The organism is Pseudomonas sp. 2822-17, assembly GCF_002742485.1.
Classification (GTDB): Bacteria; Pseudomonadota; Gammaproteobacteria; order Pseudomonadales; family Pseudomonadaceae; genus Aquipseudomonas; species Aquipseudomonas cyclaminis.
This window is the reverse complement of the sequence record NZ_LJRZ01000537.1, coordinates 67,433-90,787: the sequence shown is the minus strand read 5'-3', so window position 1 is coordinate 90,787 and position 23,355 is coordinate 67,433. Positions and strand designations below refer to the sequence as shown.

Sequence of the window (23,355 nt, the reverse complement as noted above, 5' to 3'; positions counted from 1 at the left end):
TTATTGATGGGTACTGGTAAGCGCTTCGCCCACGGCCTGCCATTCATCGAACGTCGAGCCGCCGTGCAGGCCGCAGACCTCCAGCAGCTGTTCAACGGGCAGGCCGGTGTCGGCGCTGGCCTGGCGACAACGCAGGATCCATTCCAGACGTTCGACGGAGGTGACATGGGGGGGCTGCAAGGCGCGGCTCAAGACCTCGACTTCACTGGCGCTCCAGCCCAGCAACCGGGCGAGTTGGCTGTTGGCTTCGGCGCTGCTTGACTCCGGTGCGTCGGAAACGGCGTTGGCCTGTTTGAAGTAGTCCAGCAGTTGTTCTTCCGACACGCCGTAGTGGTCGATGCAGCGTTTGAACTGTTCCATCAAAAACAGGTTGTGCAGGGTCAGTTCGAGCAGTGAAGGGCGTTGATAGATGTCATTGAGCCAATGGGGATTGGCCAGCAAGTGGTCCAGCGCCTGCCGGCTGACGGGCAATTGCAGTAGATCCACGGCGTGAGGCAGCAGCAACACCAAGTGGCTGAGGGTTCGCAGCGGCGAACCGGCGGCTCCGGCGGGGGCGAGCAGGCGCAGTAATTGATCGTCTTCATCGTATTTCAAATAGCGGATTTGATTGCCCTGCGCGTGGGGCAGGCTCTGCAGGGTTTGTTTGAGGTGAGCGTACAAAGGCCGTAAGTCGTGCTTGAGTGAGTCCAGGGTCGACAGCAGTGTGTCCTTGGCCTGCCTGATCAGCATGGACGCGTGGCTGCTGTTATTGCTCAGTTTGAGCGTGGCCAGGGCGTCATCGAGTGCGGCACTCTGGGATTTGCCCTGGCGCATCAGCTTCAAGGCGCGATGGGCGGTGGCTTCCCAATCAACCGCCGGCAAGCGCGGTTGTTCTTGCGCAGGTTGCGCTACGAAGGTGTGCTCTTTGAGCTTCGTTGAGAGCGATGGTTGTGGATGGCTGTTGAACACGTTGAGCAGCATGCCGACGCCCGGGTCCGGGCTCACCGGTTCCAGCAGTAGTTGGTGACGCACCCGTGCGAGGGTGCCGCCGTTGTTTTTGATCCAGCGACTGACCCAGTCCAGATGCATCAGTACATCGAGTACGTCCGGCGACCCTTTCAAGGTTGTGCGCAGTGTCGGTTTGGACAGTTGCTGCTGGTAGCCCCCCGGTTTGAGCAGGTGCAGCAGGTGTTTGCAGTCCATGAGCGTCAAACCGAACAACCTTGCGATGCGCGCATGCCGATAGAGGATGCTGACCGTGACAACGGTGCGCCTGGGGTGCCGGTCGGCGCTGAGCACCAGTTGCAGCGAGTTCGGCGAGTCCTGCAGGCCCAGGCCGGCGCATAGCTGTTGCCGGGTCGTGGCGTCGAAGGGCTGTGAATCCAGTTGTAGAGGCGGCAGCGCCGAGTCGGCCGGGTTGAATACCTGATCGAACAACGACAGGCGCTCGCCCGAGGCGTCGACCGGCAATTGGTGCAGTATCGCGGCGAATTCTTCGGCTTGCAGCCCGTAGTTCGTGTGCAAATAACGATAAACCCCCAGCGCCCGCAGGGTGTTGTGGGTGATCAACAGCGAGGGGTTGGCGTCACCTTCGCAGCGCATGGCGCTGACCAGTAGCGTGTCGAGTTGGGCGAACGGAATATCCAGCCAGCGCTGTAGGCGAATCATGCGTTGCAGGCGATCGAAGCCTTCGACCGTGACATTCACAAGCCGGGCCGGACGGCTGCTGACCTGGTTGATCGCTGGGCCGGTCGGACCATTGATGTAACAGGCCCCATACGCCATATCGGCGACCAGTAAGCAGTTAGGAGAGCGACGCGGCTTGTGGGTGGTCTGCGCGAGCAATACCTGAAGCGTTTCGGCATTGAGGCCGGTGAGGCGCAGGAAGTCAGCGACCTGTTCCGGGCCCTTGAGGTCTGCGTCTGGCTCCCAGTTGTAGTAGTCGTGATAAAAACCGAGGGCCCCGGACGTACTTGCCAACGGCTGCTTGAGCAGGGCCTGTTGCTGTGGGCTCAGCCCGGATAATAGAGTCAGGGCGTCATCATGGTCGGCGATGACGTGCCCGTAGGCGTGCACGGCGCGGGTGGTGATGGGCAGCTTGCGGCTGATTCGGTAGTTCAGTTCACCCAGCGACAGCCCGCTTTCAGACAGCCCCAGCACGCACTGATGGTGATGGGCGTGATAGGGCAAGGAAAACGGATACCACGTGGTGCTCAAGAGCTGGCAGGCTTTTTTCTGATCGCCCCCGGTGAGATTGTCGAGCAGCGTCTGGTTGATGATCGACAGCATGGGGCGTTGGCCGGACACGCTGTGGGGGTTGAGCTGCAGGTCCTTGAGGTCGGGTCGACGTTGCTCCAGTGTGGTCACTGCCGTGCCGTGGGCATTTTTTTCCAGTTGCAGGGCGAACAGATACAGCGCCCGCAGATACGCCACGGGTGAGTCCATCGCGGCAATGGAGGTGCTGGCGCAAAAGTGTTGCCAGTCCTCCTTGAACAGGGCGTTGTAGGTCACGCCGCTGGTGGCCTTTGCGGGGGAGGGTGGCGATACCTGTTGCTCGCGAAACAGCGTTTCCAGTTGCGCGGCAGCGCTGCGGGCCTTGAGGTGCAGGCTTGTGGCATCGTCATCGGTGTGCTGGGCCACTTGTCTGGAAAACTCGGTTTCGGGCAGTCGGACGATGTCGAATACCGAATTGATGCTCAGCAGTTGCAAGGTGTCTTTCATGTCGCGGCGGCCGGGCGCCGGCGCCGGCGGCAGCGATTCATCGATCAGCCGGGCGAGCAGCGGGCTGCGTTCATCTTCCATGTACATGCGTCTCCATCGGTCCCACCGGCGGGTCCGGTGAGTGACGAGGGACGCTATCACGCAGGTTGCGAGGGCCGGGGTCAGCCGACGCCGCGACGACAGTGAGGAAATATCAACAAGCGTGCCGATGCCATCGAGACCAGGGATTTGTTAGAATGCGTTACGCGCCGCCAGTCGGCGCATTTTTTTTGCATCCGGTTCACCCTTTGCGAGGGTAGCCACCTGGAGAGAACACCCATGACTCAACCGATTGTCGTGGCGGCACTGTATAAGTTCGTCACCCTCGAAGATTACGTCGCCCTGCGCGAGCCCTTGTTGCAGGCGATGGTCGACAACGGCATCAAAGGCACCTTGCTGATCGCCGAAGAAGGCATCAACGGCACTGTTTCCGGTAGCCGCGAAGGCATTGATGGCCTGATGGCCTGGCTCAAGAACGACCCGCGCATGATCGACATCGACCACAAAGAGTCGTACTGCGACGACCAGCCGTTCTACCGCACCAAGGTCAAACTCAAGAAAGAGATCGTGACCCTGGGCGTCGAAGGCGTCGACCCGAACAAAAAGGTCGGCACCTACGTCGACCCGAAGGATTGGAACGCCCTGATCAGCGATCCCGAAGTGCTGTTGATCGACACCCGTAATGACTACGAAGTGTCCATCGGCACCTTTGAAGGCGCAATCGACCCGAAAACCACCAGTTTTCGCGAATTTCCCGACTACATCAAAGCCAACTTCGACCCGGCCAGGCACAAGAAGGTCGCCATGTTCTGCACCGGCGGTATTCGTTGCGAGAAGGCGTCGAGCTACATGCTCAGCGAAGGCTACGGTGAGGTGTATCACCTCAAGGGCGGCATCCTGAAGTACCTTGAAGAGGTGCCCCAGGAAGAAACCAAATGGCAGGGCGACTGCTTTGTTTTCGATAATCGCGTGACCGTACGCCACGACTTGAGCGAAGGCGACTACGATCAGTGTCATGCCTGCCGTACACCGGTAAGTGTTGAAGACCGCGCCAGCGAGCACTACGTGGCTGGCATCAGTTGCCCGCATTGCTGGGATAAACTGCCGGAGAAAACCCGTCGCAGCGCAATCGACCGGCAAAAGCAGATTGAACTGGCCAAGGCCCGCAATATGCCGCACCCGATTGGCTTCAACTACAAGCAAACTCCATCCGAGGCCTGACCCATGTCCGCGCGCCTGCTCTATGTAATGGACCCGATGTGCTCCTGGTGCTGGGGCTTTGCCCCGGTGGCGCAGGCGCTGGTTGAGCAGGCCCACGCGGCCGGTGTGGACGTGCACCTGGTGGTGGGCGGCCTGCGCACCGGCAGCGGCGCGGCGCTGGAGCCGACCACGCGGCGCTACATCCTCGAACACTGGCAGGCCGTCACCGACGCCACCGGCCAGCCGTTCAAGCGCGAAGGCGCACTGCCCGACGGTTTTGTGTATGACACCGAACCTGCCTGCCGCGCCATCGTCACTGCCCGCAGCCTGGCGCCGGATTGTGCGTGGACACTGTTGGGCCTGATCCAGCGTGCGTTTTATGTCGAGGGCCGCGACGTGACTCTCGCCAGTGTGCTGGTGGAACTGGCCGAGCAGGCGGGCATCCCGCGTATCGAGTTTGCCGGCGAGTTTGACCGCTCCGAGCAGCACGCCGCCACGGCCGCTGATTTCACCTGGGTGCAGGACCTGGGGATCGCCGGTTTCCCGACGCTGTTGGCCGAGCGCAATGGTCAACTGGCGCTGCTGACCAACGGCTACCAGCCGCTGTCCGAGCTGTCGCCGTTGCTCGCCCGATGGCTGGAGCGAGCAACCTGTGCATGAGCAAGCCCCACGCACCGACCGCCTGACCTGGGCGGAAATTCGCCGCCTGGCCCTGCGTCACAAGAAATCCCTGTGGATCGCCAATGGCGTCGCCGTGCTGGCGACCCTGTGCAGTGTGCCCATCCCCTTGCTGTTGCCATTGTTGGTGGACGAAGTGCTGCTGGGCCACGGCGATGCCGCGCTCAAGGTGATGAATCACGCGCTGCCACTGGGTTGGCAGAAAGCTGCCGGTTATATCGGCCTGATGCTGCTGGTCACCCTGGCCCTGCGTTGTGGCGCACTGGTGTTCAACGTGGTGCAGGCGCGGCTGTTTGCGCGGTTGGCCAAGGACATCGTGTACCGCATCCGCGTGCGCCTGATCGAGCGGCTCAAGCGCATCTCCCTGGGCGAATACGAAAGCCTGGGCAGCGGCACGGTCACGACTCATCTGGTCACCGACCTGGATACCCTGGATAAATTCGTCGGCGAAACCCTCAGCCGCTTTCTGGTGGCGATGCTGACGCTGGTCGGCACCTCGGCGATCCTGGTGTGGATGCATTGGCAACTGGCGTTGCTGATATTGCTGTTCAACCCGCTGGTGATCTACGCCACCGTGCAGTTGGGCAAGCGCGTCAAACACCTCAAGAAGCTGGAAAACGACAGCACCTCGCGTTTCACCCAGGCCCTGACCGAAACCCTGGATGCCATCCAGGAAGTCCGCGCCGGCAACCGCCAGGGCTTTTTCCTTGGGCGCCTGGGCCAGCGCGCCCAGGAAGTGCGTGACTACGCGATCCATTCCCAATGGAAAACCGACGCGTCGAGCCGCGCCAGCGGGTTGCTGTTCCAGTTCGGCATCGACATCTTCCGCGCGGCGGCGATGCTCACCGTACTGTTTTCCGACCTGTCCATCGGCCAGATGCTCGCGGTGTTCAGCTACTTGTGGTTCATGATCGGCCCGGTGGAGCAGTTGCTGAACCTGCAATACGCCTACTACGCGGCGGGCGGCGCACTGACCCGTATCAATGAGTTGCTGGCACGTGCCGATGAGCCGCAATACGCGGGCGGCGAAGACCCGTTCAGCGGGCGTGAAACCGTCGGTATCGAAGTGCGCGGCCTGGACTTCGGTTATGGCGACGACCTGGTGCTCAATCAACTGAACCTGCAGATTGCGCCTGGCGAGAAAGTCGCGATTGTCGGCGCCAGCGGCGGCGGTAAAAGCACCCTGGTGCAACTGCTGCTCGGGCTGTACACGCCGCAGGCGGGCAGCATCCGATTTGGCGGTGCCACCCAGCAGGAGATCGGCCTGGAGATGATCCGCGAGCACGTCGCGGTGGTGCTGCAACACCCGGCGCTGTTCAACGATACCGTGCGCGCCAACCTGACCATGGGCCGCGAGCGCAGTGACCAGGCTTGCTGGCAGGCCCTTGAAATTGCCCAGTTGGAAGCTACGGTTAAAGCGCTGCCCCACGGCCTGGACAGTGTGGTGGGGCGCTCCGGCGTGCGTTTTTCCGGTGGTCAGCGTCAGCGCCTGGCGATCGCTCGGATGGTGTTGGCCGAACCCAAGGTGGTCATACTCGACGAAGCGACCTCCGCCCTGGACGCCGCCACCGAGTACAACCTGCACCAGGCATTGGCGCGGTTCCTCAGCGGGCGTACTACACTGATCATTGCGCACCGTCTGTCGGCGGTAAAACAAGCCGATCGGGTCTTAGTGTTTGACGGTGGTCATATCGCTGAGGATGGCGACCATCAGCAATTGATTGCCGATGGCGGTTTGTACGCGAAACTCTATGGGCATTTGCAACAAGTACGTTGATTTAGCCTAGGCTGTGCTATCGGAAGTGGGTGTTTGCGTGCGTATCCAGCAGTGCATATGCAAGGGACTTCATGAAGCAAAAGCGGACTCTCGGAACGCCTCGGCTGTTGGGCATTGTCTGGCCCTTTATCGCCGTGGTGCTGTTCCAGGCATTGTTGGGCTGCGGAAGTCTCTACATGCTTTCAGCGGTACGAGGCTATGTGGGCGGCGAGAGCTTATGGTCCAAGGGCCAGAAGGACGCTATCTATTACCTGACGCTGTACGCCGATGACCGCAACCAGGCCACCTATCTCAAATACCAGCAAGCCATCGCCGTGCCCCAGGGCGGCCATGAGTTGCGTATCGCCCTGGACCGTCCCACTCCCGACCTGGATGCCGCGCGTCTGGGCATCCTCAAGGGCGGCAACCACCCGGATGATGCCACCAGCCTGATCTGGCTGTACCTCAACTTTCGTCATTTCAGCTACCTGGAAAAAGCCATCGAACTGTGGACGGTGGGTGATCGGTATCTGGTTCAGCTGGACGAACTGGCCCGTGAGATGCACAGCGCGATCAGCGTCGACCAGGTCAACCCTAACGATGTGCGGCAGTGGAAGGCCCATATCACCGCCATCAACGAAGGCGTGACGCCGGCCGCCAAAGCCTTCAGCGATGCCCTGGGCGAAGGCTCGCGGATGATCCTGCGGTTGCTGCTGATCACCAACCTGGCGACGGCGCTGGGCCTGATCGTGCTGGCGCTGTTACGTACCCATAAGCTGCTGACCCAGCGCCATGCCTTCGCCGATGCCCTGCAGGCCGAGAAGGAGCGCGCGCAAATCACCCTGGAGTCGATTGGTGACGGGGTGATCACCACCGATGTCGACGGTGCCATTACCTATATGAACCCGGCAGCCGAGGCCATGACCCACTGGAATTCAACCCAGGCCCAGGGCCTGCCCTTGGCAGCACTGTTCAACCTGCTGGATGACAACGCCCAACCCGACGGCTTTACCCTGATCGAACACATCGTCAACGGCCACTTCCGGGGCGGCAGCGAGCATTCAAAAACCATCCAGCGCCTGGACGGCAGCACGGTTTCGGTCACCTTGGTGGGGGCGCCGATTCGCAGCGCCGGCAAGATCAGCGGCGCAGTGCTGGTGCTGCATGACATGACCCAGGAGCGCCAATATATTGCCAACCTGTCGTGGCAGGCCACGCATGACGCCTTGACCGGCCTGGCCAACCGCCGCGAATTCGAATATCGCCTGGAACAGGTCCTGCACATGGCCGGGCAGCCTGAAGGCGGTCGGCATGCATTGATGTTCCTCGACCTCGACCAGTTCAAACTGGTCAACGACACCTGCGGCCATGCGGCAGGTGACGAGTTGCTGCGCCATATCTGCGCGCTGCTGCAATCTGCCTTGCGCGAAGGCGACACCTTGGCGCGCCTGGGCGGCGACGAATTCGGCATCCTGTTGGAACACTGCCCGGCGGCGGCGGCGGAAAAAATCGCCGAGAGCCTGCGACATACGGTGCAGAGCCTGCATTTTGTATGGAAGGGCCGGCCGTTCATGACCACCGTGAGCATCGGGCTGGTGCATATCTCCCAGACCCCGACCACCCTGGAGACCTCGCTGCGCGCCGCCGACATGGCCTGCTACATGGCCAAGGAAAAAGGCCGCAACCGGGTGCAGGTGTACCACGCCGATGATTCGGAGTTGTCCCTGCGTTTTGGCGAAATGGCCTGGGTGCAACGATTGCACATGGCGCTGGAAGAGAACCGGTTCTGCCTGTACGCCCAGGAAATCTCGCCTCTGGGAAATACCGACGCGGGCAACGGGCATATTGAAATCCTGCTGCGCCTGCATGACGAGGCGGGTCGGATCATCCTGCCCGACAGCTTTATCCCGGCCGCCGAGCGTTACGGGTTGATGACGTCGCTGGATCGTTGGGTGGTGGAGAACGTGTTCAGGATCATCGCCCGTTGCATGCACGAGCGTCCTGGCCGACCTATGGCCATGTGTGCAATCAATCTGTCAGGAATAACCATTGGCGATGATGACTTTCTCGGGTTTTTGCATGAGAAATTCGACACTTACAGCATTCCGCCAGAAATGATTTGTTTTGAAATAACTGAAACCAGTGCTATCGCCAATTTAGGCAGTGCTATTCGCTTTATTAATGAACTCAAAGCCTTAGGTTGCCACTTTTCCCTGGACGACTTTTGCGCCGGAATGTCCTCGTTCGCGTATCTGAAACATTTACCTGTAGACTTCCTGAAGATCGATGGAAGTTTCGTAAAGGATATGCTGGACGACCCGATTAACCGCGCAATGGTCGAAGTGATCAATCACATCGGCCACGTCATGGGTAAGCGCACAATTGCCGAATTTGTTGAAACACCGCAAATCGAACAGGCATTGCTCGATATTGGTGTGGATTACGCTCAGGGCTACCTGATTGAACGACCGCAATTGTTTACCTTTGATAGCTTGCAGTGTCGACCTGTGCGGCCGCAGCCTCTGTTGTTCAGGGCGCCCGGCACATTCCGCTGAAACATTTGCTGGTCTGTAAATCACACTTAAAAAGGAGCCTTAACAGTGATCGACACCTTCAACAGAACCGGCCCGCTTATGGAAGCCTCAAGCTACCCCGTCTGGGCTCAGCAATTGATCCAGGACTGTAGCGAGAGCAAGCGCCGAGTTGTCGAGCACGAACTGTACCAACGCATGCGTGACAACACGCTCAGCGCCAAGACCATGCGTCACTACCTGATCGGTGGCTGGCCCGTGGTGGAACAGTTTGCCTTGTACATGGCACAGAACCTCACCAAAACCAAATTTGCCCGCCATCCCGGCGAGGACATGGCGCGACGCTGGCTGATGCGCAATATCCGTGTGGAGCTGAACCACGCCGACTATTGGGTGCACTGGGCCCGCGCCCATGGCGTCAGCCTTGAGGAGTTGCAGGCCCAGAACGTGCCGCCGGAGCTGCATGCCCTGAGTCACTGGTGCTGGCACACCAGCTCCTCCGATGCGTTGATCGTAGCCGTAGCCGCGACCAACTACGCCATCGAGGGTGCGACAGGGGAATGGTCAGCCGTGGTGTGTTCCACGGGTGTGTATGCGGCGGCTTTCCCCGAGGAAGACCGCAAGCGTGCGATGAAATGGCTGAAGATGCACGCCCAGTACGACGATGCCCATCCTTGGGAAGCCCTGGAAATCATCTGCACCCTGGCCGGGATGAACCCGACCAAGGCTCTGCAGACAGAGCTTCGCCAGGCCGTGTGCAAGAGCTACGACTATATGTACCTGTTCCTGGAAAGCTGCATGCGCCTGGAAATGGACAAGCCGGCCAGCGTCGTGCGTGAACGCCCGCTGCGCGTCGCCAGCGAGGCATGAGGTAACGGCGATGGCGGGGTTTTTTACCCCGCCATTGCCAGGCGATTACGGCCTTCGCGCTTGGCTACGTACAAGGCATTGTCCGCCCGGCGCAACAGGCTCTCGGCCGACTCGGCGGCCAGCAAAGTCGAACAGCCGAGGCTCACCGTCAACTCAATCCGTGTGCCATCGACCCAGTAATCCTGGGCCTGTGCCGCCTGGCGCAGCCGTTCGCCGACCATCGCTGACGCGTCCCGGCCCGTGTTGGACAGCAGGATCAGAAACTCTTCCCCGCCAAACCGAAACACCATGTCCACGTTCCGCAACTGGCCCTTGATGGCCGACGCGACACTGCGCAGGACGCTATCGCCGGCGGCGTGGCCGTGGGTGTCGTTGATTACCTTGAAGTGGTCGATGTCGAGCATCAGCAAGGACAATGGGTTCAGGTGCCGGCGCGCCATGTCGATTTCCCGCTGCAGGGTCTGGTCCATGGCAATACGGTTGCCCGTATCGGTCAATGGGTCACACAGGGCGCTGCGGGTCGCGGCGCGGTAGAGCAGGGCGTTGCGCATCGGATAGAGCAGGGTGGCCAGCAGGGATTCGAGTTGGCCGAGTTCGTCTTCGGCCAGGCGCTGGTTGCGACGGAAAATCAGCTCACCCAAGTGCTCGCCTTCATGGCTGAGGCTGTAGCTCACCGAGTGGTGGCCGCGCTGACCGAATTCCAGGCGCAGGTCACTGGCTTGGTGCCGGTAGTGCAGGGCGTCGAGGGGCACCAGGCGCTGGATCTCACGGAAGAACACCGCCAGGATGCGCTCCGGCTCCAGGCTGGTCTGCAACTGCATGCCCAGTTGCTGGCGAAGTTGTGCGACGGTCGTCGGGCGATGGGGCAGGATCGATGGCTGACCAAAGCCCAGGCGTTGCAATTTAGCGCTGTCAAAGTCAATTGCGTTGGTCTGGGTAGGTGTTTTCATAAGCGATCGGCCTCTAAGCACTTAGCTGTCTTACAGGCTCGATGAGAGTGGCGAGTGCCAAGCGTCTAACTGTTCCTTCAGTTCCGTAAAACATGAGTAACAGTCTAGACCGCTTTACAGAGGGTTATAACCCCTGGGTACCGCCGCACGTCTTGTCATCGCTTGACCTGCTTGAAGGTGGTTAGAGCTAGATTCATGCCACTTCGTTTACTTTAATAAAAAACCTTATAAATCAAAGGCCGTTTTCTAAGCAGAAAACGGCTGTTGGCGCATGACGTCAGTTATTTGGCTGATTGGACCAACGTGGAGTGGTCAATCTGGTCAATCGACGTGACGCCGGTCAGCGTCATCGCCACGCGCATTTCCTTGGCAAAGATGTCCAGCAGGTTCTCCACCCCCTGCTGGCCGTCGGCAGCCAATGCGTAAGCGGTGGCGCGGCCCAGCAGGCAGGCCTTGGCGCCCAGGGCCAACATGCGCACCACGTCGAGCCCGGAGCGGATGCCGGAGTCCACGAGCACCGTCAAGTCATCGCCCACGGCTTCGGCAATCGGTGGCAACGCTTTGGCAGTGGACAGCACGCCGTCCAGCTGGCGGCCACCATGGTTGGAGACCACGATGGCATCGGCGCCGAAACTCACGGCGTCCCTGGCGTCCTGGGGGTCGAGAATGCCTTTGATAATCATCGGGCCTTTCCAGAATTCGCGAATCCACTCCAGGTCTTTCCAACTGATGGAGGGGTCGAAATTGTTGGCCAGCCAGCCAATGTAGTCTTCCAGGTGAGTGGGTTTGCCGAGGTACTTGGAGATATTGCCCAGGTCGTGGGGCCGGCCCATCAAGCCCACATCGAAGGCCCATTGCGGCTTGGTGACCGCCTGCAGCATGCGCCGCTGCGCCGCGAACGGCCCGGACATGCCCGAGTGGGCGTCGCGGTAACGTGCGCCCGGCGTCGGCATGTCCACGGTGAATACCAGCGTGGTCACCCCGGCCGCCTGGGCGCGCTCCAGCGCATTGCGCATAAAGCCGCGGTCCTTGAGCACATACAGCTGGAACCAGATCGACTGCGGGCTCTGGGAGGCCACCTCTTCGATCGGGCACACCGACACCGTCGACAGGCAGAACGGGATGCCCTTGTTGGCCGCCGCCTTCGCCGCCTGCACTTCGCCGCGCCGCGCATACATGCCGGTCAGGCCTACGGGGCTGAGGATCACCGGCATGTCCAGCGGCTGGCCGAACAGCGTGGTCTTGAGGCTCAAATTGTCGACATTGCGCAGGATGCGCTGGCGCAGGCTGATCTCGGCCAGGTCCGAACTGTTCGCCCGCATCGTGTGCTCGGCGTAGGCGCCGCCGTCGATATAGTCGAACAGGAAGCGCGGCAGCTTGCGTTTGGCGGCTGCGCGGTAGTCAGAGGCGGACGAAATGATCATGCACGGAATCTCGGCAAGGCAAGGTGCCTCCAAGATAGGCAAACTTCTGTCATGATAAAAGCAACTTTTATCGCTAGTGGTCAGTCGAGAAAGGAATACTGATGAACCTGAGAACACTGCGTGCCTTTGTCGAAGTGGTGCGCCAAGGCGGTTTCTCCCAAGCCGCCGATGTGGTGGCGTTGACCCAGTCGAGCGTGAGCAAGGCGATCAAAACCCTGGAAGATGAATTGGGCATGCCACTGCTCAACCGCCTCGGTCACCGCAATGAACTCACCGCCGCTGGCGAAATCGCCTACAGCCGCGCCCTGATCCTGCTCGCCGAACACAGCGACCTGGTGGCCGAGATCAACGACCTGCGTGGCCTCAAGCGCGGCGTATTGCGCATCGGCCTGCCGCCGGTGGGTTGCGGCGTGCTGTTTGCGACAATGTTCGCCACCTATCGCCGCCGTTACCCGGACATCGACATCGAACTCACCGAATACGGCAGCAAACGGCTGCGCGAGTGCCTGGAGGCAGGCGAGGTCGACCTGGCGGCCCTCCTGTTGCCCATAGACGAAGGGTTCGACTACCAACCCGTACGTAACGAACCGCTGATGGCTGTCCTGCCGATCAGCCACCCGTTGGCCCAGCGCAAACGGATCGATTTCAGCGACCTGGCAGATTCGCCATTTATCCTGTTCGAAGCCGGCTTCGCCCTTAACGCCAAGATCCTTGCCGCTTGTGAGCGTAAAGGCGTGCAACCTCGCGTGGCGGCGCGCAGCGGCCAGATCGACTTCATTGTCGACCTGGTATCCGCCGGCCTCGGCGCGGCCTTCCTGCCGCGCATGCTGGCGCATAAGCACCAACACCCCGGTATCGCCCTGATCCCCCTGGACGAACCCCATACCGACTGGCACATCGCCCTGGCCTGGCGTGCCAGCGCCCACCTCCCACCCGCTGCCCGGGCCTGGTTGGAGTTGGCCAAGGAGTCGCAGCGTTCAACCGGCCATCCGGATTAATCGCCAGGATTGTCAGGGAAAGCTTGACTTCTCCTTTTCAATCAGTAACATACGGCGCATTCCGCGATAGCTCAGTTGGTAGAGCAAATGACTGTTAATCATTGGGTCCCTGGTTCGAGTCCAGGTCGTGGAGCCAGACAAGGTTCCAGAGAAGGCTTTCAAAATCTCTGAAACCCCCGAAAAACCCGCCTTCTGGCGGGTTTTTTCGTTTTGGCGTTCTGTCGGATTCCGGTAGGTACCAGCCATTTTAAGGGTAGAGTTTGGGATAAGGTCAGTTCGATAAAAGGGAGTACCCTTATGTCGCGCACTACTGCTCCACTCTCCGACGCCGCTTGCCGTTCGGCCAAGCCCACAGACCGCGCCTACAAGCTTTTCGACGGCGACGGCCTTTACCTTTTAATCCAGCCCAATGGCCGCAAAGGCTGGCGTCTCAGATACGTCAAACCTGATGGCCGGGAAGGACTGACCTCATTCGGCAACTACCCCATCGTTGGCCTCGCCGATGCGCGCCGCAAGCGCTTGGAGGTCAAGCGAATGCTGGCGGATGGCATTGACCCCATAGGCGCCAAGAACCAAGCCAAGACGGACGCTCTGATCAAAGGCCGCACCTTTGAAAGTGTTGCCCTCGGCTGGCACACGGAAATGTCAGCCAAGTGGGCACCGGACTATTCCAAGACAGTGATGAGTCGCCTCAAAACTCACCTCTTCCCGCTGATCGGCGCCCGCGCCATTGTCGACCTTGATACCCACGACCTTATGCGGCCCCTGGACGAGATTAAGAAGCGCGGAACGATAGACATTGCTTTAAGGGTACAAAACTACCTGCAGAGCATCATGCGCGAGGCAAAGCGCCTCCGGCTTATCACCGTAAACCCTGCTTACGACCTCGTAGGCTCGATCAAAGCCTCGCGGGTCGTCCACCGCCCCGCCTTATCCTTATCGCGCTTGCCTGAATTGCAGGAACGGATCGACACCTATAAAGGCCGCACACTTACCCGGCTGACGGTCTTGCTGTCGCTGCACGTGTTTGTACGCTCCAGCGAGCTGCGCTTCGCCCGCTGGAGCGAGTTCGACCTCGAGCGCGGCACCTGGGAGATACCCGACACGCGACCGGCATTGGAAGGCGTACCCTTTTCTACAAGGGGTACGAAGATGGCAGGCGATATCCATCTCGTACCCTTATCGCCGCAAGCGGTCGCCCTGCTTGAGCAGATCCACACAGTCACAGGCAAATTCGACTTGGTGTTCGCAGGCGATACCAAGTCTTGGAAACCAATGTCCGAAAACACGGTGAACAGCGCGCTTCGGAAGATGGGGTACGACACCAAAACCGAGATCTGCGGGCATGGGTTTCGCTCGATGGCCTGCAGCGCACTGATCGAGTCCGGTTTGTGGACGGACACAGCCATCGAGCGGCAGATGAGCCACAAGGAACGCAACAACGTCCGCGCCGCTTACATCCACAAGGCCGAGTTCATCGAGGAACGCAGGCTGATCATGAACTGGTGGAGTCGCTACCTTGAGGCTAATCAGCAGAAGCATGTCAGCCCACGCGAATTCGCCAATCAGGCGGGTGCGAATATCACTCGCCTAAAAGCAAAACGTGGCGCAACTGAGTAAGCGCTCGGTCCTCATATCTCAGTGATCCGTTTGTCCACGCGGGTCCATCCAAACAGGGCTGCAAAGCCGCCCTGTTTGGATGGACCTCACTTAAAAAATATCCCCCCGCAATCGTCTTTTGGAAATCACGGACTTCCATAGACGGCTAATGTCATTTTCAGCCGCAGAACTCCCGGAAAATCGAGCCTTGACCCTGTCTATCCGTGGGCGTAGAAAGACCGTGCAAGCGCTGTCGTTGACAGCAACCCAGGTAGCCAGAACCTTTGAGGCTACGCCACACCGTGGTGGTTCCCCCCAAGTGCGATTAGCGTCCGGCGGCTCGCACAGTCACAGCGATGTGATGGATGCCTACTTCTCAGCTTTGCCTACTGCGGCAAAACCCACCCTACCCGGCTGCCCTGCAGTAACCTATCCGCTTGGCCATTTCACTGCGCCAACCTGCGTTCGTCTCTTACTTCCAGGAAGAGACGAACGCTCCTACCGCTGCTGCAGCCCAACTCGTACAAGGCTTTGCGGCATTCCCCTTCGTGACAATCGGCGTGACAAACACCGAAAAGTCACCAGCAACAGCGATGCAGATGACGGTGCCGCAGCCCACGGAATGGACTGCACCTGACTGACAGTCAGGCATGCCCTGGTCATCGCATCACTGCCTTCACCCGACTCAGGATCTCACGGCACCGGTCTCGTCAGCCGGTGCAGCCTCCACCCGCCCACTTTCTTCGGAGGTGTTCAGGAGGCCAGATCATGAGATGCCAAGCTCCCGGTCGTAAGGAGCCGTCAGTCCCGCGTTAGTGGATAAACCTCACAGGTCGCAGGGGCCTTGATCCCTGATAACACTCAGCATTCTTGGCGGGATGACGTGGGGAAAAACTTCAAACGGTTTGGCTCGAGAGGAGTTTGATCATGGCGTTGGTCGGTAGACGGGATGGGCGAAATTTTGGATGGGGCCGGCAGCTGAGCTATTCCGGGCCGCAGGCATTGCGCGATATGTTTGGCGGCGGGCATTACGGCACGGTCAAAGCACACAGTGATCGGTGGCAGGCGTTTGTGCGCTGGTGTCGGTCGGAGGATGGGCCAGGCTTTAACGATTCTCGGCAAATAGATCGGCAAACCTTGTTGGACTACGCCGGACATCTGCGGCAGCAAGTCGAACAAGGAGCTATCGGCATCGCCACCGCGCAAAACCGATTGTCCAGTGTGAACCGAACCATGGCCGCGCTTCGCGGTGATCAGTATGTGAAAGTGTCAAGCCCGAGCAAGGCGTTGGGAATGCAGCGCACCAGTGTTCGTCGCTCGGTGCCGCAAGGCCAAGACCGCGAACAAGTGAAGCGGATCGTCGACGTGCTCTGCAAACACCAAATGCCGCGCGCCGCGGCCATCGCGCAGCTGGCGCGAGCCACTGGCATGCGCTTGCGCGAGACCATTTTGGCCGACCTTCCGCGCTTGCAGCGTGAGGCCGAAAAACTCGGCAAGATCAACATCCAGGAGGGTACCAAAGGTGGCCGCTCCGGCGCGTTGGCACCTCGCTGGATTACCGTGGACGGTCACATCCGCGAAGCATTGGAGTTCGCCTTTCAAGTCTCACCTGACGGCAGCCGCAACCTGCTGGCACCGGACGAAAGCTATCTTGACTTCCAACGGGAAATCGTCCACCCCGCCCGAGACATCCTCCATACGCACAACCTCAAAGGCTTCCATGAATTGCGGGCGGCGTATGCGTGCGAACGCTACGAGCAAATCACCCATCATCTCGCGCCCATCAACGGTGGCCGATGCTATCAGCTCGACCGACGGCTAGATCAGGAAGCCCGAGTGCAAATCAGCTATGAACTTGGGCACGGCCGTATCGACGTGGTCTCGGCTTACATTGGCGGTCGAACATGAGCAAGGCATTCGATATGGAGCTGTTCCTGGCCGGCGTTCTGACCGGGTCGCACTCCACACGCCAACGCCACCTTCGTCAGGCGGAGGCTATCCAAACAGCAATCGCTGAGCGCTGGCAACGCGACAATCCATGGACTTGGCAGAGAAAACACCTTGTGTGGTTTTTAAATCACCACCTAAACCAGCGCACTGACTCGACGCGCTATTACTATTTGCTGACCATGCAATTACTCACTTATCGCCTAGGAAAATCCTGGCAGTTCAACCGCTAAGCGAAGGTCAGAAAACGAATGTGGAGCGGACATTCGCCAGACTACTAGCATCCTCGATCACCCTATTGAGCTTTCCGCTACTGAGCCAAGCGTTAGGTCATGCATCACAAGCTTTTGAGGGTGGCGGCGCTCTGCCTTTATGCACTGCGGTACCATGATTCACCTAGACAGGGGTGGCGGCACTCGGCTACCTTTTGCTTCATAACAGGATCCACACAGTGACCCTGTCTCGTAGGGACACGAAAATGATCGATGAGCTCCACGCCAGCAAATCCTGCTACTTCTTCCGCCAGCGTGCATCTATCACAGCTGTGGCGATCACTGCGCTGTTCCGAGCTATCAGGGGCGCGCAAACCTCTTCATCGAACAATTTTTTCTCATTCAATCGAGAGTCCCATGGGGCAGCGGTTTGGTCTGCGTTGTGTTTCCAGTTCGACAGAGTGCCGGCCTTTCTACCTGGCGCTGATACCGTGGTCGACCGGGTCACTGGGTACCTATTGATTGTGGAGTACCGTAGCCACATCGCAATATTCAAGTCACAAATCGACGTAACGCCTGAATTCGCGAAACGACATCTGCAACGTATCAGCCCGCAGGAAGTTGATCGTGGCCTCACGAGCAAGGACTCCATCTTCGACCGCGTTCGACTGAGGCATATGTCGCTGTCGCGATTTGCTCTACGTAGCAAGACACTTGAGGGGGAGAATCTCCAGAATAACGTGGGTATGGCTTCATCCGCTCGATTCGCTCCGTTGGGGTACAGCTTTCGGGAAGCAGCCGAGCATTACTCGACGACTCCGCGAACCGGACGCATTTCCCTGCGAGCAGACCGCGCGGGCTACCTCGATTTGGTGGATTACGCCTGCAGCATCATTGACCGTCTGCACCCTAGGCCAGGAAGGCCGTCTTCCTCACCCTTCCTGGCAGCTTTCGCCCGGCCAATGGAGTTGTCGGATCTGACAGCGGCACCCAGTCAATTTGCGGTGGACACCGCCATCCTCAGGCAGGCCATCCTTGGTGACAAAATCATTCGCCTGGTAAAACCGGACGGCCCAGGTTTTCGTGAGCTTCCTCAAGCCGAAGTCGAAGCGATTCTGGAAGAGTTGACAGCCGTACTGCACATCACGATCGATGCTACCCGAAAGCTAGTCCTTTCCAAGTCGGACACCGGGGCCGAGGTCGGAGAGATGGCGATCAACAAAACGCGGATCGCATTGAGGCGTCTGAAGTTGCCCTCTCTTTCCCAGGTCCACGTCGAGGACACACAATTCGGGGTCGGAGCAGATAATGGGCGTGCGCTGTTGAAGCAGTTTATCGATAAACAGGAGGCCTACATCGTCCTATTCGATCAGCCACAGTTCGCCTACCTTGATGGAACTTTATACCAAGACGACTCACTGGTTAACGGCGGGGCGTTGTTCCTGGGCTACTTCTTCGGCAATGCCGAGCTAGCAAATGTCGTTGATGAAAAAGGCACATTCACAGCAGCACACAACACATTTGATAACGACTCAACCTTTGGCGTCATGCTGTCTACGGTGGCGCCGGAAGACAATGTCATGGTGTGCGATGACCTTGGCGATGAGTGGGCTGACTTCATCGGCTTTCGGACAGATCCATCAGCGCCAAGAATCACGTTCTACCACGCCAAGCATGGAGATCTATCCTTGGGGGCCAGCCCATTTCACGTCTCGGTAGGCCAGGCGATCAAGAATCTCGGCAATCTCTCGTTACCCGCATCATCCATGCCAGTGAAGTACAGGAGGTGGAATCGCCTTTACAACAACAAGGGGGCTAGAACGCGCATTTCCCGCACGTGCCGTGGTACGCCGGCTGATACCCAAGCAGCAGTGGATTTTTGTCGTAACGCTCCGCATACAACAAAGCGGGTGGCCATCGTCACCTCCTCGCTGAGCAAAGCGGCTGTGGGGCAAGTCTTCCAAGACATTGCCGCCGGTGCTGCCGTTGATCCCTACTTCGTGCAACTGTACTGGTTACTCTCGTCTTTCTTTGCAGCTTGCACCGAGGTCGGGGCGTTCGGTTGCGTGATCTGCCAAGAGTGAGCACCCTCTTAAAAAGTGGAATTGCGGGGCGGAGGCTATGATTGTGTGCTTTAGCCACCTGTATGATCGGTATCCATGCCTAATCGGTTCGGTTCCCTCCCGCAGCACGAACCAGTTAGCTGTTCGGCGTATGTGAGTGCCTGACCTGCATTCTATTTCTGTTGTCCATAGCACGAAGACCAAGCCCTCCTTCGACGGACTCCAGGTCACACATAGAAAATGCGAAGCGTGAGCTGCTTTGCCTCAAGGTTCTTGACTCCTAAGTGAGCATCGGGCAGTTTGTCGTAAGGGTACAAAAAGCCACCAACATCTTCGTCGTCCATCACCTATCAAACTCAGCTACTTGACCGCCTTGTAAGGCGCGAAATTTGGATTGCTACTCAGGTATTCAACTGAGTCAAAATGATGCTAAGTGAACATGTGATTTGAAATTAGACCAAATAAATGTCAAATGATCCAAATACCGTCTCTAACCAAGCACCATATTACGAGGGTCTAGGTTTTCCTATCGACCGCCTGAGTTCGGACGATTTCGAAAATTTTGTTTTTGGTTGCCTCCTAAGTATTCAGGACATACTTGGTCTGAGAGTTATTGGCAAACCATCTGGCTCTGGAGATGGGGGATTTGATGTTCAAGGGGTTGTTGTGGCTACTGGCCGCCTCGTGTGCGTTCAATGTAAGCGACAAGGTCAACCTCTGGACATGGGGCAGCTGATAAAGGAGCTTGCAAAAGTTGCGGCAACGTCAGCGCTGGAAGGCTCAAGTATTGGAGAGCACCGATTCATTTGCACTGGAGGTGTCCGCAAGAAAGTAGTCAGCGCATTGCGGGCCACCTCGCGACAGGAGATAGCCACTGAAGTCGGAAATGCCTTGCAGAGTGCTACTGATGGGGAGCTCGTTTCCCTGCGCGTTAAGCTAGAGCAGCGAGGGGAGACACCTCGGAAGATCGCGGAATCGTATGTACTTAAGCTTGATCGCCTCACAGCTTGGAATCTTAAAGAGTTCGACGCTGCGTTGTCTCCCCGTTGGGAGGCGATACTAGAGGTGGCACAGCGTTACTTCCGGATAGCGACAGTTGTACGGGATAACCCTCGCGCTGCCTTTGATCGTTTGGCCTACATTGCCGAGTATCGTCATTTCCACACCATCATCGAACCGCGCTTTGTCAGCACTGACCTGCCTACTGGCATTTCCATTGGCACGGATGTGAATATCAATGCGGGGCAAAAAACAGCATTAAAAAATTTCAGTAACATCGACGATTTCCTACAACTTGATGTGGGTGATCTTGCCCTTCTAGTAGGGCAAGGGGGCGTCGGAAAATCCACCTCACTGGCTCTAATCCGTGCCAGAGCATTGCAAACAAGCCCGGAATGCGTACTGCCGATTTTGATTTCTTTGGCGACATATGTCCCAGGCGCTCTTGATCGGCTAATTAATCAGGAACTCAGTGCTGATTACGGCACTTGGCGCTTGCTACCGGACAAGGTGCTATTACTTTGTGATGGATTAAACGAATGTACTCATGCCAACATGACGGCGTTTTTTGGCGAGCTAAGCCCCCTACTTAGGCGCAGGCGTATTGCTTGCGTCCTTTCGTCTCGTGAGCCCAATAGGCTGAACAATATTATTCTTCCGCAATTCCCGCTGGGGTGCGTAGAAGTGCAGAGCATCACTCCTGTCGCCATGCGACGGATAGCAGAAGGGGAGCTTGATCAGCAAGCCGCTGACGTCTTCACGAAGAACTATGTGTTACTTGCCGAAAATTCTGGATCATTACTTCTGTGGACCCCGTTTGCTGTTAAAGTCGCATTGCGAGTCTGGAAACTAAAGTCAGCGATTCCTAGCACTTTAGGTGAGATGATTGAAGCACTGCTCAAATCACGATCAATTCGCAACTCGAGTTTCCCACAATCAAAAGTCCATTCAACGGTTCTTCTTCAGCTTGCAAGTGCGTTAGCATTTCAGTGCGTATTTATCAGTAGACGTCTTGAGTTTCCTATAAGCGAAGCCGGAAAATGGATTCGTGAATCAAAAACCCACTGCAGCGACGCACTTGGCATAGGAGATCTTAAGGACACAGAAATAGTTGATCTTCTCGTCAGTCAAGAGCTATTGCGTATCTCTGAAAGAGGATATATCGGCTTTGGACATCAACTGCTAGCCGGTAGCCTGTCAGCTGCAATGCTGGCACAAACATGGCGCAACCATTTAGACTCTCTGCGTGAATCTGTAGCAGATGATGCTTGGGTGTTTGCTGCAAGGTTAGTCTCACGTGAGCACATGGAAAACTTCCTTAGAGTTGTACTTGACGCTGATCTGATTTTGGGAGCTCGAGTTGCCAGAGAGCTTCCAAGTGATCTTCAAGATATAGCGGAGGAAATGCTGAGTCGATCAATTGCGCCAGAGGTATCCATGATCTTTAGACTTCAGGGACTGTATGCGCTTGCCAGACTCGGTACTCCCAAAGCTATGAGGCGATTGAGGGAGGCTACGAGTGAGGCTGACAGCCAGATGAGATATTCAGCCTTTCGAGCGCTCGCCTCTGCAGGAGATGCAATTTATCTCAGAGGTTTACTTCCTGAAATTGATAAACTCAAATCAACTCCCATAAAAATTTCGGGTGGGGATGTCGCCATCTGGGAGGCCGCCCCTTTATCAATGCGAATCAGCCTTGCAAGAGAAAGGCTATCCCGATGCGGTGCTGGGGAACCGGTGGGTGAGTCGCTATTTCTCCTTGCCTATGAGAAAGATCCCAGCGACGTACCTGCCATCGAGCGGCATCTACGAGCAGCCTCTGATTTGACAGCTTTTCAGATTGGCTTATACGCGCTCCATGCTGTTGATCCTTCGCAAGCAAAGAAATTTTTCGATGAAGTACTGTTAGAGTACGTCGAGCCACACGACAAGGCTAGGCTGATAAGAGCAGCGGCTGGCGTTGGCATAGATATCGACACACGTATGGCCTTTGAATGTGCCATAGCTGAGACGATGCCTAGTGAGCCGGATAATCATTCGGAATATTATCTACAACAACTTATCTCTGATGTACTGAAGAATGCGGAGTTGCCGCACGATATGGTCTCTATTGTCGAACGAGACCTACCCCGCGCTACAGGTCCAAGAAAGGCTCGGTTGTGGCAAGTAGCTCATCGATGTGATAGTTCCGCGATTTCTCTGTATGCATTTTCTTGTATTGATAAATGGACCTCGGATCGAGGCAATGCCTGCAACTACTTTATTGAAATGGTGCATTCTGTTCTTACCCCAAAGCAGGAGCTATTGAGTTTATGCGAAAAGGGATTATCAGAGGAGGCGAATGCGTACGACTGGACTACATCTAGGGTATTTGCGCTAGTGGGAATACTTGGATTTACTGCTAAGGCAGCTACCAGTCTTTCAATAATGATAGAGCGATTGGCAAGGATTCGTCACGCAGTAGATGGTAATGACTACTCATGCCTTTCACCCTCTGACCTCCAAGCACTTAACTCCATCAAGTCAGAGCACATGCTTATTCGTCTAGGAGGTCTTGCTGCAGAGCTAATTCCTGCCGCTGCGAAGGCTCGCCACCTGCTATCGCACAATGACTTGCTTCTCTTACTCCCCTTTCAAACAAACGGATATGAGGGTTTAGTTGAGCTCCAGCGCGAGATGTTATCTGATGTAGAGGACATTTATGTCGATGATGTGCTGACTGGCATAACCGATAGATGGACGCGTCTTTCAGTGCTGTTGATCGTAAGCAATCGCAAACCAACCGACAGCCGTATCAAACTTCTTGAAAGAGAACTGCAAGCCTCCTATGCCCATCCTGCAGCATTGCATATTGTCTGCCAGGCAGTCGAAAATTGCTGGTGCGAGGATGTCCTTGACATGGTACTGAATACGGTTGCATCCATCCCAATATGGCGAGAACAAGATACTCAATTCTTCTGGGACTTTTTTCAGATGGTCGCCAAATTTCTTCGCGCCGAGAATCTTCCAGCTATTGAATTTGCGATTTTATCTGCCAGAACCCAATTTGCAGAAAAAATCATGAATATATGGAGAGAGTACGCGTCGGGAGAAAAAATAGGTTTGGCTAGGCTTTGATTAATCCTTGAGTTCCAGTACTGGAAAGTTTTTTTTGAAGTAGAAATTCGCTCAATCGACCGGCTGTCCGGTGATAAAATGCTATGCCACCGAGCTGCCATTGGGTAGATGCAGCCATAGCGATGCGTCCTTCGCATTTATCAAGACAATACTTGACGAAAGCCGAAATGCGCGCAGCAACAAACGTCCGTATATGGCCGATTGTTGCCTGTCACGACTGACCAGTTCGGGTTACTCACTGCCGATCACCTTCTCTACGAGTATCGGTCAAG

The 23,355-nt window shown here is 57.3% G+C and carries 14 protein-coding genes and 1 tRNA gene; 12 read left to right on the top strand and 3 right to left on the bottom strand.

The genetic code is table 11. The features are described from left to right. Window positions 1–2,781, bottom strand: a complete 2,781-nt coding sequence (locus AOA60_RS22715) for a Tc toxin subunit A (protein WP_256592866.1) — start codon at window positions 2,779–2,781, stop codon at window positions 1–3. A gap of 237 nt (window positions 2,782–3,018) precedes the next feature. On the opposite strand from AOA60_RS22715, the gene AOA60_RS22710 reads away from it, so the two are divergent. The 5 genes from AOA60_RS22710 (at window position 3,019) to AOA60_RS22690 (ending at window position 9,774) form a co-directional block, all read left to right on the top strand. After that, window positions 3,019–3,960 carry a rhodanese-related sulfurtransferase gene (locus AOA60_RS22710; protein ID WP_099586324.1) on the top strand — a complete coding sequence of 314 codons (942 nt, stop codon included), beginning with the start codon at window positions 3,019–3,021 and terminating at the stop codon, window positions 3,958–3,960. A gap of 3 nt (window positions 3,961–3,963) precedes the next feature. After that, window positions 3,964–4,599 carry a DsbA family protein gene (locus AOA60_RS22705; RefSeq protein WP_099586323.1) on the top strand — a complete coding sequence of 212 codons (636 nt, stop codon included), beginning with the start codon at window positions 3,964–3,966 and terminating at the stop codon, window positions 4,597–4,599. Continuing rightward, window positions 4,592–6,394, top strand: coding sequence for an ABC transporter ATP-binding protein (locus AOA60_RS22700; protein ID WP_099586322.1), 1,803 nt, complete (start codon window positions 4,592–4,594; stop codon window positions 6,392–6,394). The genes AOA60_RS22705 and AOA60_RS22700 overlap by 8 nt, the downstream gene beginning before the upstream one ends. A gap of 71 nt (window positions 6,395–6,465) precedes the next feature. Continuing rightward, the gene (locus tag AOA60_RS22695) at window positions 6,466–8,928 is read left to right on the top strand and encodes an EAL domain-containing protein (protein WP_099586321.1); all 2,463 of its coding nucleotides are present in this window, start codon (window positions 6,466–6,468) and stop codon (window positions 8,926–8,928) included. Window positions 8,929–8,973: 45 nt separating this feature from the next. Beyond that, a complete protein-coding gene (locus AOA60_RS22690; RefSeq protein ID WP_099586320.1) occupies window positions 8,974–9,774 on the top strand; it encodes a TenA family transcriptional regulator in 801 nt (266 codons plus the stop codon). A 23-nt stretch (window positions 9,775–9,797) separates the two neighbouring features. Here the strand turns inward: AOA60_RS22690 and AOA60_RS22685 are convergent, their stop codons facing one another. Continuing rightward, on the bottom strand, window positions 9,798–10,724 hold the full coding sequence (locus tag AOA60_RS22685; protein ID WP_099586319.1) for a GGDEF domain-containing protein: 927 nt from the start codon (window positions 10,722–10,724) through the stop codon (window positions 9,798–9,800). A 281-nt stretch (window positions 10,725–11,005) separates the two neighbouring features. Next, complete coding sequence (gene lldD / locus AOA60_RS22680; protein ID WP_099586318.1) at window positions 11,006–12,148, bottom strand: FMN-dependent L-lactate dehydrogenase LldD; 1,143 nt, start codon at window positions 12,146–12,148, stop codon at window positions 11,006–11,008. Between the two features lie 101 nt (window positions 12,149–12,249). Between lldD and AOA60_RS22675 the strand changes: the two genes are divergently transcribed. From AOA60_RS22675 to AOA60_RS22640, 7 genes are all read left to right on the top strand, one after another. Beyond that, window positions 12,250–13,146 (top strand): LysR family transcriptional regulator, encoded by an 897-nt coding sequence (locus tag AOA60_RS22675; RefSeq protein WP_099586317.1) that lies wholly within the window; start codon window positions 12,250–12,252, stop codon window positions 13,144–13,146. Window positions 13,147–13,206: 60 nt separating this feature from the next. Further along, window positions 13,207–13,282 (top strand) — tRNA-Asn (locus AOA60_RS22670). A 161-nt stretch (window positions 13,283–13,443) separates the two neighbouring features. After that, window positions 13,444–14,766, top strand: a complete 1,323-nt coding sequence (locus AOA60_RS22665; RefSeq protein ID WP_099586316.1) for an integrase arm-type DNA-binding domain-containing protein — start codon at window positions 13,444–13,446, stop codon at window positions 14,764–14,766. 906 nt (window positions 14,767–15,672) lie between these two features. Then, window positions 15,673–16,653 (top strand): integrase domain-containing protein, encoded by a 981-nt coding sequence (locus AOA60_RS22655; RefSeq protein ID WP_099586315.1) that lies wholly within the window; start codon window positions 15,673–15,675, stop codon window positions 16,651–16,653. Further along, window positions 16,650–16,925 (top strand): hypothetical protein, encoded by a 276-nt coding sequence (locus AOA60_RS22650; RefSeq protein ID WP_099586314.1) that lies wholly within the window; start codon window positions 16,650–16,652, stop codon window positions 16,923–16,925. The genes AOA60_RS22655 and AOA60_RS22650 overlap by 4 nt, the downstream gene beginning before the upstream one ends. 245 nt (window positions 16,926–17,170) lie before the next feature. Beyond that, the gene (locus AOA60_RS33405) at window positions 17,171–18,988 is read left to right on the top strand and encodes a hypothetical protein (RefSeq protein ID WP_218240737.1); all 1,818 of its coding nucleotides are present in this window, start codon (window positions 17,171–17,173) and stop codon (window positions 18,986–18,988) included. Between the two features lie 444 nt (window positions 18,989–19,432). Then, window positions 19,433–23,083 (top strand): restriction endonuclease, encoded by a 3,651-nt coding sequence (locus AOA60_RS22640; RefSeq protein WP_143522480.1) that lies wholly within the window; start codon window positions 19,433–19,435, stop codon window positions 23,081–23,083. Window positions 23,084–23,355: the final 272 nt, after the last annotated feature.